The organism is Lentilactobacillus diolivorans DSM 14421, from assembly GCF_001434255.1.
Classification (GTDB): Bacteria; Bacillota; Bacilli; order Lactobacillales; family Lactobacillaceae; genus Lentilactobacillus; species Lentilactobacillus diolivorans.
Genome location: NZ_AZEY01000090.1, coordinates 177,085 through 191,861, shown reverse-complemented (window position 1 = coordinate 191,861; position 14,777 = coordinate 177,085). Strand labels below are relative to the sequence as shown.

Annotated in this window: 13 protein-coding genes; 7 read left to right on the top strand and 6 right to left on the bottom strand. The window is 39.3% G+C overall.

Annotated features, from left to right (window positions below; genetic code table 11):
- The first annotated feature begins 104 nt into the window (after nucleotides 1–104).
- From mscL to pgmB, 3 genes are all read left to right on the top strand, one after another.
- Nucleotides 105–500, top strand: a complete 396-nt coding sequence (mscL, locus tag FC85_RS10485; RefSeq protein WP_057865484.1) for a large-conductance mechanosensitive channel protein MscL — start codon at nucleotides 105–107, stop codon at nucleotides 498–500.
- 265 nt (nucleotides 501–765) lie between these two features.
- A complete protein-coding gene (locus tag FC85_RS10480) occupies nucleotides 766–3,483 on the top strand; it encodes a glycoside hydrolase family 65 protein (protein ID WP_057865483.1) in 2,718 nt (905 codons plus the stop codon).
- 17 nt (nucleotides 3,484–3,500) lie between these two features.
- On the top strand, nucleotides 3,501–4,175 hold the full coding sequence (gene pgmB, locus FC85_RS10475; protein ID WP_057865482.1) for a beta-phosphoglucomutase: 675 nt from the start codon (nucleotides 3,501–3,503) through the stop codon (nucleotides 4,173–4,175).
- A gap of 153 nt (nucleotides 4,176–4,328) precedes the next feature.
- Here the strand turns inward: pgmB and FC85_RS10470 are convergent, their stop codons facing one another.
- Nucleotides 4,329–5,099, bottom strand: a complete 771-nt coding sequence (locus FC85_RS10470) for a Cof-type HAD-IIB family hydrolase (protein WP_057865481.1) — start codon at nucleotides 5,097–5,099, stop codon at nucleotides 4,329–4,331.
- A gap of 158 nt (nucleotides 5,100–5,257) precedes the next feature.
- Between FC85_RS10470 and FC85_RS10465 the strand changes: the two genes are divergently transcribed.
- Nucleotides 5,258–5,911, top strand: a complete 654-nt coding sequence (locus FC85_RS10465) for a deoxynucleoside kinase (RefSeq protein ID WP_057865480.1) — start codon at nucleotides 5,258–5,260, stop codon at nucleotides 5,909–5,911.
- A gap of 258 nt (nucleotides 5,912–6,169) precedes the next feature.
- Here the strand turns inward: FC85_RS10465 and FC85_RS10460 are convergent, their stop codons facing one another.
- Both FC85_RS10460 and FC85_RS10455 read right to left on the bottom strand, forming a co-directional pair.
- On the bottom strand, nucleotides 6,170–6,976 hold the full coding sequence (locus tag FC85_RS10460; RefSeq protein WP_057865479.1) for a DUF3658 domain-containing protein: 807 nt from the start codon (nucleotides 6,974–6,976) through the stop codon (nucleotides 6,170–6,172).
- A gap of 103 nt (nucleotides 6,977–7,079) precedes the next feature.
- Nucleotides 7,080–7,886 carry a DUF3658 domain-containing protein gene (locus FC85_RS10455; protein WP_057865478.1) on the bottom strand — a complete coding sequence of 269 codons (807 nt, stop codon included), beginning with the start codon at nucleotides 7,884–7,886 and terminating at the stop codon, nucleotides 7,080–7,082.
- A gap of 87 nt (nucleotides 7,887–7,973) precedes the next feature.
- On the opposite strand from FC85_RS10455, the gene FC85_RS10450 reads away from it, so the two are divergent.
- On the top strand, nucleotides 7,974–8,309 hold the full coding sequence (locus FC85_RS10450) for a hypothetical protein (RefSeq protein WP_057865477.1): 336 nt from the start codon (nucleotides 7,974–7,976) through the stop codon (nucleotides 8,307–8,309).
- Nucleotides 8,310–8,476: 167 nt separating this feature from the next.
- Here FC85_RS10450 and FC85_RS10445 read toward each other — a convergent pair whose 3' ends face one another.
- Nucleotides 8,477–8,941, bottom strand: a complete 465-nt coding sequence (locus FC85_RS10445) for a universal stress protein (RefSeq protein WP_057865476.1) — start codon at nucleotides 8,939–8,941, stop codon at nucleotides 8,477–8,479.
- Between the two features lie 19 nt (nucleotides 8,942–8,960).
- Entirely contained in the window at nucleotides 8,961–10,364 is a 1,404-nt protein-coding gene (pepV, locus tag FC85_RS10440; RefSeq protein ID WP_057865475.1) for a dipeptidase PepV, read from the bottom strand.
- Between the two features lie 123 nt (nucleotides 10,365–10,487).
- Here pepV and FC85_RS10435 point away from each other — a divergent pair, with 123 nt between their 5' ends.
- Nucleotides 10,488–11,318: an NAD(P)H-hydrate dehydratase gene (locus FC85_RS10435; RefSeq protein WP_057865474.1), complete on the top strand. Its 831-nt coding sequence runs from the start codon at nucleotides 10,488–10,490 to the stop codon at nucleotides 11,316–11,318.
- Between the two features lie 430 nt (nucleotides 11,319–11,748).
- Here FC85_RS10435 and FC85_RS10430 read toward each other — a convergent pair whose 3' ends face one another.
- Nucleotides 11,749–13,395: a putative polysaccharide biosynthesis protein gene (locus tag FC85_RS10430; RefSeq protein WP_371862940.1), complete on the bottom strand. Its 1,647-nt coding sequence runs from the start codon at nucleotides 13,393–13,395 to the stop codon at nucleotides 11,749–11,751.
- Between the two features lie 208 nt (nucleotides 13,396–13,603).
- On the opposite strand from FC85_RS10430, the gene FC85_RS10425 reads away from it, so the two are divergent.
- Nucleotides 13,604–14,632 carry an acyltransferase family protein gene (locus tag FC85_RS10425; protein ID WP_057865472.1) on the top strand — a complete coding sequence of 343 codons (1,029 nt, stop codon included), beginning with the start codon at nucleotides 13,604–13,606 and terminating at the stop codon, nucleotides 14,630–14,632.
- The last annotated feature ends 145 nt before the right edge of the window (nucleotides 14,633–14,777 follow it).

Genomic DNA, 14,777 nt, shown 5'->3' with positions numbered 1-14,777 from the left:
AAACGTGAGAATTGGTAAACCCATTTTTGGCGTTTTAAAAATCTAATCTGTATAATAAATTGATGTTAATACCATAACACAATCTCAGAGAGGAGAACGAACTTATGTTAAAAGAATTTAAAGCATTTATTTCGAGAGGAAACGTCATCGATTTAGCCGTCGGTGTCATTATTGGTGGCGCCTTTACAGCAATTGTAACGTCACTAACGACTAACTTAATTAATCCGTTTATCGGAATCTTTTTGGGAAAGATTGACTTATCAAATCTCGCACTTAAGGTCGGCGATGCCACTTTCAAATACGGTGCATTCTTAAACTCAGTCATCAACTTCCTCATTATTGCCTTTGTCGTTTTCATTTTAATTAAAATGATCAACAAGTTTGTAACCAAAGAACCCGCTAAATCTGAACCAGCTCCTGATAATAAAGAGGTTCTCTTGACTGAGATTCGAGACTTATTACAACAATCAGAAAAGCAAAATGATAACCCGCTTAAGTAATTATCAAACTGGTTGATTAATCAAAGAAGATCATTTGCGTAATTTACTGTTTAGCCTGACGACAGTTGGCTCATTACGTTTTAGAAGTATCACGCGTTTACTATTTGGCAAGCCAAGAATTTCTGTGACCATCACCCAACATTTTCAATAATGGTGGTGGACAACCGATTTCACACCCAATTAATTGCTCTTTACTACCGGCTGGTCTAAAATTAAGTTATAAGAATTATTTTATGATTCCTAAATTTTGAGAAGAGGTTTTGTTATGAGAACGTTTGCTATTAGGGCTCGCGATGGGGTTATGGAATTAAATTATTCCGAAAATTCCAACAGGCCACCCTTTCGGAAGTTCATGATTACATACAACCCCAAATTTTCAATTGGCGATAACCTGGAAAATATTAAGGCTGCCCTGACAGGATTACCTATCGATGCAGCCATCATTGAAAATTCACTTAATTATGAATTTTCCGATACGATTATCGGAATCAACCATCAAAAGATTGATATCGGATTGGCTATTGCCAATATGATGAACGTCCCGGTTGTTAACTTACAAACTGTTAAAGAAATCGGTTTAGAAAAAGCCGTTGAGCAAAAGGCCGAGTATCTTAAATGGCACTTAGACTATTATGGTGAATATAGTGGCAAGCGTAACTATGGTCAAGAAGCCATGCTGACAATCGGTAACGGCTATTTCGGGTTACGTGGGGCCTACGTCGAATCAACCGCCAACAAGGATAACTACCCTGGCATGTATGTTGCCGGTGTCTACAACCAACTTACAACCAATATTAACGGCCGTGATGTGGTTAATGAAGACTTGGTCAACTTGCCAAACGCACAATACATCAGCTTTGGTGTGGATCATCAACAACCATTCACCATTAAAAAAGAAGATATTCAAGACATTTATCGTAGTCTAAATCTAAAAACCGGTGTTCTAACGACGACCCTGCATATTCAGTTGTCAACTGGTCATATCTTGGAGGTCCGGGCCACAAAGGTCGCTAATATGACTAATTGGCACCGCTATTCAATTAAGTATGAGCTAAAGCCCATTAACTTTTCCGGTAGTTTGCAACTTTATTCCGAAATTGACGGCAGCGTCATTAACGGAAATGTTGATCGATATAAAGACTTTAATCAAAAGCATATTGACATTGTTGGCATGTCTGCTCACGATAATCAGATTTCTTTAAGCGGCCAAACCAAAACATCTAAAGTCGATTTTGTCATTAATTCCAAGTTAACGAGTCAAACTGTTGATGTTCAAAAACTAATTGATACAACAACTGAAAATCAGATGATCCGTCAATCACTTAGCATTAATGTTGAACCAGGTCAAAGCTACGAATTCGAAAAATGCGTCACGATCTTTACTAGTCAAAACTCGGATGACAATTTGGAAACGGCTGCCCAAAATGAGCTTAACGATTCTTCGCTTGAAGATACTTTAGCAGATAGCAAGAAATTCTGGGGTAACGTCTGGAATAAGTCAGATATTCAAATTCAAAACGACATTACCAGCCAAAAACTCACTCGGGTCAATATTTATCATATGTTGGTCACAAGTGCCGCACTGGCATCTGGTAAACTCGATTCATCGGTTGGCGCTCGTGGCCTTCATGGTGAAGCTTATCGTGGCCATATTTTCTGGGACGTTACTTTTGATCTGCCGTTTTATGCCATCCACTACCCTGCAATTGCAAAACAATGCTTACTTTACCGCTATAACAGGATTGGCGAAGCTCGAAAATACGCGACCTCAGAGGATAAGCAAGGCGCTATGTATCCTTGGCAATCTGGAATGTATGGTGACGAGCAATCACAATTTGTTCATCTGAATCCAGTTAGCGGTGAGTGGGACCCTGATAATAGCCGACTACAACGACACGTCTCGCTTTCCGTTGCTTATGATGTCATTAATTACGTTCATATCACTGGTGATCATGACTTTATGCAAAAATACGGATTGGAAATGCTTCTTTCGATTTGCAAATTCTGGGTCAGCATGGCTGATTACGACAAATCGGCGGATCGCTACGATATTCGGCACGTCATGGGTCCTGATGAATTCCACGAAGAGTATCCAAACGCCGATGATCATGGTCTGACTAATAACGCTTATACAAACATTATGGTTTCCTGGCTATTTGACAAAGTTGCCGGATTAGTCGCTAATCAAAAAGCAGCTGTTGTGGATAGTGCAAATAAAAAGGCCGGAACTGATAACGAACTGCTTGATAAAATGAGTGACATTGCCCATAAGCTTCGCTTGGATATCAACGAAGAGGGTATCATTGGTCAATTCTCCGGATACTTTAATCTTTCCAAACTTAATTTTGATTCCTACCGAAAGAAATACGGCGATATATCTAGAATTGACCGACTATTAAAAGGTGAAGGAAAATCGCCAGACTCATATCAAGTTGCCAAGCAAGCAGATACGCTGATGGCATACTACGTTTTACCATTTAATGAAGTGCAAAACGTCATCACCCGACTTGGCTATGAGTTACCTGCCAATTTCTTTACAACCAACTTAAGATTCTATCTTGATCGAACAACCCACGGTTCAACATTATCACGGATTGTCTATTCAGTTCTTGACGAAATGGATGGCAATATGGATCAATCATGGCAGCTGTTTTCTACCGCTCTATTTTCCGATTACTATGATATTCAAGGTGGCACAACCGCTGAGGGAATTCACTTAGGTGTCATGGGAGCTACCTTGGAAATTGAAACCAAATGTTATGGTGGTGTCCGATTTGATACTGACGAACTCAGTATTAATCCGCATCTTCCAAGCTTGTGGCAAAAACTTTCATTCAAGCAAACATACCAAGGAATTAACTATAAATTTGAAATTGCACATCACCGGTTAATCATTACGGCCGATAAAGATACTCACGTTAAAGTGGCTGATAAGGCATATTCAATTTCCAAAAATAAACCAACAGAAATCTCATATAAATAATTAAGGAGTGATGAAGAATGGCACATTTTTCTGATATTAAGGGCTTCGTATTCGATTTAGATGGTGTTATTACAGATACTTCGGTTTTTCACAGTCAAGCATGGCACCAAGTGGCTGATAAGGTAGGCGCCCCTTGGTCCAAAGAACTTGAAGATGGCTTGAAAGGAATCAGCCGAATGGACTCTTTGGAAATGATTTTAAAAGCAGGAAATCTTCAAAATAAATATACTGAGGATCGAAAAGTTGCTTTAGCTACCGAAAAAAATACCAATTATCTTAAATTAGTTGATAAAATGACGCCGGCAAATATTTTGCCAGGTATCAAAGCATTTCTTGATGAAATCAAAAATGGTGGGTATCTGCTTTCATTGGCATCTGCCTCCAAGAACGCCCCAACTGTTTTGAAAAAATTACAACTAACAGATTATTTCCCTAAGATTGTTGACCCCAAGACTTTAAGCAAAGGAAAACCTGATCCGGAAATTTATGTTAAGGGTGCTGAATTAATTAACCTCGCACCTGCCCAATGCATTGGGGTTGAAGATGCTGCTGCCGGCGTTGAATCAATCAATGCTGCTGGTGAAACTTCAATTGGAATTGGCGATAAAACAATTCTCAAAGCCGCTGATGTTAATTTTGAGTCAACTGCTGAAATGACATTAGCTAATATTGAGAAACAAATGACCAAGTAATTGTTACCTTACTAATAGTAAAAGCGCGTTAGCCAGTAAATCATTGGGATTTATTGGCTAACGCGCTTTTACTATTTATAATTAAACGACATTATTTTTACCGGTTTTGCACGTGTAAAACGGGCGCAATTCACTTTATTATTTCAATTGACACTATTTAATCAATCCATAATGACGTAATCCATTAACAATCCCGCCGTTAATGTTTGATTTCGTGACATAAGCAGCTTTGGCTTTGACGTCAGGCCGACCATTTCCCATCGCAATTGGATACTTCACTTCTTCAAACATTTGTAAATCATTTAACTGATCGCCAAATGCATAAGACGGAATATCACCTAACTTAGCTTGTTTAAGCATGGCCTGAATGCCGGTTTGTTTGGAGACACCCCAGTTCATCGTATCCAAACACCGCGGATTGTTCCGAACCAATGACAATTTTCCTTTAAACTCATCTTGATATAATTGATCCTTATCATAATTAAAGACATTCAAGAAATTAACTTCATTATTTTTATAAAAGTCGGGATCAACATGTGGGGTCAACCGCAAAAGCCGATAGTTGACCTTCGTTAACTCATTTTCAGCTGTTAAAGCAAATTCTCGGTTATTATAAAATGAAATCACATCCCCCTGCTTCTGAGCGAATGTCAGTAAGTTTTCAATAACATCATCAGGAATGGCTTCTGCTTTTAACTTTTTACCCTGATATTGTACATAACTGCCATTAGCACTTACTAATGAGTCAATACCAGTTGCATCAATGACATACTGAATCTCAAAAATATTTCGGCCAGTCGAAATGATTGGCAAAATGTGATTGGCACGTAGTTCGTTGATTGCTGCAATATTTTCTTTGGAGACATTCTTTTCATTATCAAATAACGTTCCATCCAAATCGAAAAAAACAACCGCTTTATACATAAATAATTCCCTCCATCAGTTATTCAATACTTTCATTGTACTACTTAATGAGAATAAGCCTTTAGATAGTGATTGGATTTTTCAAGATTTATAGATATTGTGTGACCATATTCTATGGTACACTATATATTGTTAATTTTATTAAAAGAGGGGCTACCATGGTGATAATCACAGCAGGAATGATCGGTGTTGGCAAAACAACACTTACAGGAAAAATTGCAGAGCATTTAGGCACAAAGGCCTTTTTTGAACCAGTCGGCGAAAATCCGGTTCTGCCACTGTATTACTCAAATCCAAAACAATATGGATTTCTACTTCAAATTTACTTTTTGAATAAACGATTTGCAATGATCAAACAGGCGCTTAATAATGACAATAACGTGTTGGATCGCTCAATCTATGAAGATGCCTTATTTACTAAAGAAAACAACGCCGAGGGTAACATTACTGATACTGAGTTATCTGTCTATCTCAAGCTACTTGATAACATGATGACTGAGTTAAACCAGTTGCCCAAAAAAGCCCCTGATCTATTGGTTTATGCAGACAGTGACTTTGATACAATCAAGTACCGAATCAAAAAACGAGGCCGCGATTACGAGCAGTTTGATGACAATCCAGGCCTCCAAGAATACTATTTTAAAATGTGGACCGCTTATAAAAAATGGTATCAAGAATATGATGTTAGTCCTAAAATTCGGATTGATTTACAAAAATATGATCTATCCAATCCGAAAAATATTGAAATTGTGCTGGGCCAAATCGATCAGGCTTTGGCGAAAATTAGGCAACCGAAAGAAAATGTCATTTAGAGCTCCTCAAATTGAGATCACAAGGCATGGACAATTAGACCATTTAAGTTTTAACAGACAAGAGGCTGGGACAATAGTCATTTATCCCAGCCTCTGTTCGTGTAAACACGATTGTTACCGAGCGAAAACGCGGGACAAAAGGCAACTTCCGGCCGTGTAATCGAATTACCCAAATATTCAAGTTCAGAATATTCGGATAATTCAATTACACTCTGGAAGTTAAACGCCCTTTGTCCCGCTCTGTTTTATCTTCAACGATCAAAACGTGGTTTGATTGACTTTATTTAGCTTGATACTACCAACCGCCATATTAGTTGGCATTTTGTAATCCAAGACACCTTTGGATATTAAATAATCAATCCGATGCCAATACCACCAATCAGCAACCCCAATTGGTGAAGACCCGATTGTATCACCGATTACTCTGATAATATTCCGGAATCGATGTTTTTTAACGTTTCCCAACAAGAATTGATCATAAAAATCAATTTCCTGACTAAGCATGTGGCCATTTATCATTGCCCGAACCGGTGTGTTGTCACTTCTAAGTTCCCGCCATTCATAGCTATAGGCCAGTTGCTTTTCTGCAGAAATTACTTTTTCCGTCTTAAATAAATTTAGGGTCGCCAACTGATCCTCCGTAATTTCACCAATACTATCCAATGTTATCAATCGGTTTCCTTTAATTGCATAGCTTAGAGGCACGTGAATGCTAAACATTTGCAACTGATGCTCCGATAAATAATCGCATAACCACAGGAAACCACAGTAATCGTCGGCCAAGTCGCTCCACCAAACCCGAATTGTCTCACGATTACTAATTGCTTGCTTTAATCGACTCGTCATTGCATTCAAATGCTCACCATACTCGTGGGGATCAATTGTCTTAGAATGAGTACTCATGATTTTATATAAGGTCTTACGGGCCTCAGTAAAGCTCCATTGATTGATGTCACCTAACCCCAAATACATCGGCATTGATAATACTTCTTGATCGATATGATGCTGCTGATAGTAGTATTTTAACGTCGATGAAAAGCTTTCATTAAATAAAACATCAATCATAACGATTCCCTCACTTAATAATTTCGAATTTGTGCGCTTGGAAAAGTATAAACGTTTTTATGGGTCACATGCAACTCCTGTGTGATTTTTTCTAATCAAATGATCATTTGGGCAACTTTAAGCGAATCGTTGTTTTGGAAGACTTTTTATCTGTTTTAATTTCAAACATCCCTTGGCTGGCCAAAGTGTGAAGCCGATAACGATACCAGACCTCTGAAAATTGGCTGCCAAACCCGCTGCCATAGGTTCCAAGAATCTTTGCCAGTAATTGCTCAACCTTAATAAAATGAACAGTATCCATTGTTGACAAAATAAATTGATCATAAAATGTGATCGGCTGACTTAATACATGGCCATTTAAAACAATCCGAACCACTCGATTGTCATCTCTTAAAGATCTCCACGCGTAACTCCAACTCCGACGAATCAGTTTGGGGAGCGATTGCTGATAAGAGAATAAATTAAATTTATCAATATCCTGATCCGCTAATTCATCGATACTGGAAATGGCAATAAGAACTTCCGGGGTTGGAAATACAAGCGGCAATTTGATCTGATAAACCGGATTATCAATAGTTGATAGTTGCTGACACAACCAAAGAAAGCCACAGTAATTAGCGGACGACTCATCCCACCAGATTCGTAACGTATCTCCCCGTTTAATCACCGTTTTTAACTGTTGTAATGCTTGTCTAAGGGTTACCAACGCGTCTTTGAGCTGCTGTTCATGAAACCCAGATGCCATCATCTCAAACGTTTTCTGTCGTGATGCCAAAATATCATCCTGATTAATTTCCCCAAAGTCAAGTGCCAATGGTAACGCAATGACTTCACTTTGTTGATGTTTAAGCCGATAATAATGCGCTAATGTATGCCCAAAAGTTGTCCCGAAAGTAATATCAACAATCATTTAACCATCTCCCGTCAGTCAGTTTACAAAATCTTTTGATTACCGTAAAGTTGAACCAAACGTTAGTCGTAAAGAAGGTGATGCTACTTGAAAAATAAAGAAAATCTCACTGGTGCCCAGATCGTTGGCTGGATTATCTGGTGGTTTGTCACTGTTATTTTAGTTTTGACATTAATTGCCGGCATGATTTTTAAGCCCACATCATGGATTGTCAACATTGTGTTGGTAATCCTTGGCGGACTGTACCTGGCACAACAGATCATCGTATTTTTTGGACTTAAACGCCTACACCAAAACAACGGTTATGTTTGGCCAATTGTGATGATGATCATTGGCATACTTGGCAGTCTGCTATATATCATTCCTGGCATTTGGGCGTTGATTATCAATAATAATCGGCAAAAGGAAGCCAAAAATAAATGATTTTATTTCTTAATGCTGAAAGAAGACCGGAGAATGGAACTAACTTTCTGCCACCCTTTTTACTCTGCAATAATTGGAATAACACTAAAGAGACTGGACAAAATCAAATTTTGCCTCAGCCTCCTTTTATTTGCCATCACGACGATCACTAAGAAAAAATGGCCTCACTAATCTCGATGAACGACAAAGACATCACACGGTGCGTGAGCAATTACAAAGGAAGCCGTCGATCCCAGCATTAAGCGTGAGACAAAATTAACCCCAGTTGCTCCAATTACAATTGCATCAACGTCTTCTTCATCAACAAGCCGTTTTGACAAAACTGTTTTCGGATCACCAAACGTCACAATCGTTTTCACGTTAACATGAACAGCCCGCGCTTGATCAGCATACCTTGCGACCATTTTTTCATAACGCAATTTTAAAGCGTCAATTGTCGATGGATCAATATTACCAAAACCAATCGAAGCAGCCTTTGAAACCCCCATGAACTCACGATCGTTGATGACCGCCGCAATGATCAATTTTGCCTGATTTCGTTTGGCAACGGCAATTGCTTTAGTAACCGCCTTAATAGACGTCTTAGAACCGTCAACCCCCACCAAAATGTTTGTATAATTAAACTCAAGCATTCTAACACCTCAAATGTGTTTACTTAGTTGTCAATTCATAAATGGACCGACCATAAATTGCCATTGCTTTGATCAAATCGTTAATCGGTTGAAATTCATTGGCTTGATGCATCGTATCCTCAGTTCCTGGGAATAATGCCCCAAATGCAACTCCGCGCTTCATTAGCCGAGCATAGGTACCGCCACCGACAACTTCCGGTTGAACATCTTTGGTGCCTGTCTGCGCTTCATAAACATGCAGCAATGTCTTAACGATTGGGTCATCAGGATCCACATAATGTGGTCCCATGTTTTCAGTTTCCTTAACGGTTCCACCAAACTTCTCAGCAACGGTTTGTAGTCGATCTAAGATTTCTTGATCACTGGTTCCCTTGGGATAACGGAAGTTGGTATTAACCAGACCACCGTCTTTTTCATTAAACGTCATAATACCAACGTTCATTGTCAAGTCACCCATCACGTCATCAACATGAGCGGCACCGATCTTGGTTGCCCGGGAATCATCGTGCAGCTTGTCGGCAATAAATCGAATAAAGTTCTTGGCTGCCCCTTCAAAATTAAACTGACTCAGGAATTTAGCCATATAGGTTCCAGCATTGACACCATTTTTAGGCTCCATCGCATGGGCCTGTTTTCCAATCACATGAACAGCAATTCCATTAGGTGTTGCTTTAATATCTCCGGATACCGCATTCTTATCCAAAAAATCGGTAAAGGCATCCACAAATCCTTCATTATCATCTGTCTCAACCATTGCTGTGGCGTTACCCGGCACCATGTTCAAACGTAGGCCTGAATTAAAATTCTTTAACGTATACGCATCACCGTTGGTATGGCCAAAAGTTGTTTCATAGGTTGAATTCCCCTTTTCGCCATTAATCAGTGGAAATTCTGCATCTGGTGAGAAACCAAAAGTGGGTTCCGGCTCAACATCAAAGTAATGTTTCATGCCCGTCCATTGACTTTCCTCATCAGTTCCAATAATCAAACGAATCTTCATTTTAGGTGTTACACCATGGTCCTTTAAGATTCTTAGACCATAGTATGCTGCTAATCCCGGCCCCTTATCATCAGAAGTTCCCCGACCATAAACATTGCCATCCTTTTCAGTCATGGTGAACGGATCGGTTTGCCAGCCGTCACCGGCAGGCATCACGTCAGCGTGAGACTGCATGGCCATTGTTTGGTCACCACTACCATATTCGATATAACCAACAATGTTATCCAAGTTTTTAGTAACAAACCCATCACGTTTACCAAATGAAAGAAATTTTAATAACGCTTTGGTTGGCCCCTCACCAAGTGGATATTCATCAGTTGCATGTTCATCATCGCGAACACTGGGGATGCTAATCAATTCTTTTAAGTCTTTCAAATAGTCATCCCGATATTTTTTTGCTTCTTCTTGCCAATTAATTGTCATTATTTTCTCACTCCTGTCATCTTATGATTCAATTTTATCACAATCAGTAACGATTGTTGGACTTGCCGTCGGACTCATAATGTTATACTAAAAGAAAGTGAATGTTGTTGGGAGGTTTTTAATTTGAAAAAAATCACGCAGTCAATTCTCGAAAAAGTTATCCGTAAACGACCTGCAAATAGTTACAAGGGAACTTATGGTAAAATTGCCTTAATTGGTGGCAGTCAAAACTTTGGTGGGGCCATCATTATGGCATCGCTTGCTGCCGTTTATTCCGGAGCCGGCTTGGTCACTACCATGACTGACCCGACTAATCAAACTAGCCTACACGATTGGTTACCAGAAGCGATGTTTGTTGATTATCATGATTCACAGGCAGCTTCACCAATTATTTCAGCTGCTGACGTTGTCGTCATCGGTCCTGGTTTGGGAACAGATAATCAGGCATTAACAATTTTGACAAAGACGTTCGAACTTGCGCATAAAAATCAAACATTGGTTATTGATGGTTCTGCGCTAACGTTGGTTGCACAAAACCACTTAACGCTACCTCAAGATTCGCTGAATGTCTTGACACCCCATCAGATGGAATGGCAACGCGTTTCCGGTATTAAAATCGCTGATCAAACACCTGAAGCCAATCAAGCCGCTGCCAATAAACTGAACGCATTGGTTGTGGTGAAGTCACATCGAACCCAAGTTTACTATCAAGACAGTGTCTATGAAAACACAGGTGGAACGCCAGCTCAGGCAACCGGTGGCATGGGTGACACCTTGGCAGGAATGGTTGGTGGCTTTACCGCCCAATTTGCTGATCAGCCCAAAGCTGTGTTAGCAGCTGTCTTTGCCCATAGTGCAATTGCCGATAAATTGGCCCACAAACAATACGTGGTCTTACCTCATCAAATCAGTGAAGCATTACCAAAATTTATGAAGAAAAATCAGAGTGTCTAAAAATAGTCCCCTAAACAAAAACGGATTCGAAATGATTAATTGGAAACTCAATCCTCCTCTATCTGCAACGATTGCTTATCGATTAATCTTTCGAAATCTGTTTTTCTTTTTTTAGATAAATTTCAAATTGCTTTGAGTCTGAATTAACTCAAAGATGATTTGCTGAATCAATTCACATGATATAAGTCAATCAGAACCCGGGTTAAACTTAATCGTTTTTTCGCAGAAGATAGTGAAAAGAAGAGCTCACCGCCATATAAGCCCCCTAACCCTAATATTTAAAAGCCTCCTGTTTTAGGCTTCCTAACCGAAACGTGGTCTAAAGAGCAGATCCCCGCCATATAAGCCCCCTAACCCTAATATTCAAAACCGGAATATTAGGGTTAGGGGGCTTATATTCTGGGATCTAACCGCTCTTTAGACCACTCTTTTACCTTATCCTCAACATTCTCCTCAACCGATTACTTCTCGGGCCCAACACCATATCTGCAATTCGGCTTTTTAATGTTAAATAAATGTAAATCAAGCCACCAATTCCCACACCCACTAATGACACCAGCAAACTGCCACTCCTACCAAATGGGTGATACACATACCCTAGAACAATATTGGCACCATGAACCACCAAAATTGTAATGAGATACATAAATAATGAATATTTTGAAATCTTTTCCATGGCAATTGACAGCATCCGTTTTTCAAACCCAAATTGCCGATCTAATGACCGTAAGATTAACCAATTTGCCACCGACAGGCCAATTCCAGTTGACAGCAATGGTCCAAACGCACCTAAAAAATATATACAGGGCCACTGAATCAATAATTTAACAAGAGTCCCGACCAAGAAAAACCTAACGGCCCGTTTGTTTTCGGACAATCCCTGCATGACCGCCGAAATCACGACAAATAACCCCATCGGAATTGAAACAATTGATGAAAATGTTAAAATATTGGCGCCTAATGCTTGCTGAGTGGTGCCATAGAATACCCGGTTTAACGGCCCTGCAATGGCTGCCATTCCCAACGACGCCGGAATCATTACGAACAGGAAAAGGACAATCACGTTGGAAATTTGGCGAGAAATTTCTTTTTTCTCGCTATTAGTCAGTGCAATGGACAGCAGCGGAACGGCTGTAATGGCTAAAGCTGATGCCAACGAAACCGTAATCATAATTAATTTATTGGCATTCACAGCAAACATGGCATATAAGTCAGCCAACGTCGCTTCCGAATAAGTCGTCGCGACTCGCATAATTTTAAAAAATGTAAACTGATCAATCAACATAAAAATTGTAATTCCCGCACCTAATATAATAAATGGTACAGCTTGAGCGACGATTTCCCGGTAAAGTTCTTTGGGGGATACCCGCAGTTGATTATTACTATTTCGAACTAATGATCTGAAAACATCACGGTGCTTTAAGTAGTAAACCATCAAAGAAATCATTCCGGCCGCGGCACCAACAAATGCGGCAAACGTTGATTGCGATACCGCTTTAACCCAATCAACATGTAGGATTTGCATCATAACAAACGCGGTCAGCAGCATATACAGTACCCGGGCCAACTGTTCAACAAATTGTGAAATTGCAGAAGGTGCCATTTGTTGATACCCTTGAAAATAACCCCTGGTCAAACTCATTGTGGGGATAATTAAGACCGCCCACGCCAAGGAGCGAAGAATTGGAATCACATTCGGATTGCCATCATCAATTAACGGAGCGCCAAAGTACAGAATGGCTGCACAAATAATTCCCATGATAGCTGCCAAGACGAGGCCGCGCTTATATAACCGAACACCGACACCATACTCATTGAGTGCATTATAATGAGCCACCTGTTTGGCAATTGCTGAAGGAATCCCTGCAATGGCTGCAATCAAGAAAAAGCTGTAGATATTGTATCCGAGTCCATATAACGCGTTTGCTCGAAAAAAGTAATTGCCAAACCAAATTCCCCACGGAATAATATAAATGGCTCCTAAAAATCGACTGAGAATGCTGCCAGCTGTCATCCAAGCGGATCCAGACAACATTTGATCCCTGGATTCATCAGAATCGCTTTGTTTTCTAACCATGATGTTTCCTACTTTCGTTTGCTTTCGATGATTCTTGACTCATTGTAATCAAAGAAGCTATCAATAACAATTAATCCCTGACATATTAAAAATGTCTTAAGCATAAGTCATTTTGATAACAAGTGACCAAAATGTATTGTCAATCCCATGCAATATGCACTAAAATACTTTTATTAGTGTTCTTAATAATTTTAGAGGTGAAAAACTTGTGAGTAAGAAAAGAATTGAATGGATTGACGTTGCCAAAGCAATTGGGATCGTTGCCGTTGTCTTTGGTCATGCCATGACTCGGCACGGCACCATGTTTCACTTCCTTTATTGGTGGCACATGCCGATCTTCTTCATTATGGGCGGATTTTTCTTAAAACCAATTATTAATAATAATTGGTGGGGGTTTTTAAAGAAACGAATTATTCCGTTATTGGTTTCATACTTTATCTGTGGTAGCTTTCTAATCCTGCTTTCACATTTTATTCGTGGTGAAAGTTGGTCATACACACTCTTTTACTTTGTCCGATTGGCTTATGGTGGCCGAACATTAAATAACTATTTGAGTGTCTTTTGGTACATTAACGTTTATCTATTAGCATTGCTGTTCACATCTATCATTATTACATACGTTAAAAACCGGGAAGCTCAGATTATCGTCGCGTTTATTTCGCTGATTGTTTCAACCAGCTATAAACACATTTACTTTTTCCAGTGGAAATATGTCCCTTGGGATGTTGACGTGGCATTCATTGCATTGTTTTTCATGCTGTTTGGCTATTTATATTTTCACAAAATTCAGCAAATTGTCAGTGATTTGTGGATTATCGTTCCTTGTGCACTTATTACCCTCTGGATTTTCTGGGAACAACACATGGATCGGTTTAATTTTGGTTTCTTCTTAAAATCCAAGATCATTCATGCATCCTATCACCATATCCCGATTTCCAGAGTTTCTTACATTATGTTTATTCCTATTATCATCTGTTTAGTTGTCTTTAGTTTTAGTTATTATTTCTGCAAACTAATGCCACAATTTGTTATTAAACCAATCCAGTTGGTCGGCCAGCAGACACTTGGGATCATGTTTCTGCACAAAGCAATCATTGATATCCTTGATGAGGCCGGTTACGATGGTGCGATCGTTGAAACAATTTTTGCTGTTCTAATTTCATTCATCTTATCAATTGGTTATGCTTACATTAAAAGTAAAATTAAGAGTTCAAAAAGATGGCCGGCAACAAAATAGGTCATAACGCTTTTGCTGCAAAATAAAGGGATCTTTAAAATCAAATTTTGATTTTAAAGATCCCTTTATTTTTGTAATCAGAATTGAACTAAAATACCGTCAGAATGCTTATCTGATATCTGTTTTTTCAGCCAAAAGGTACCAA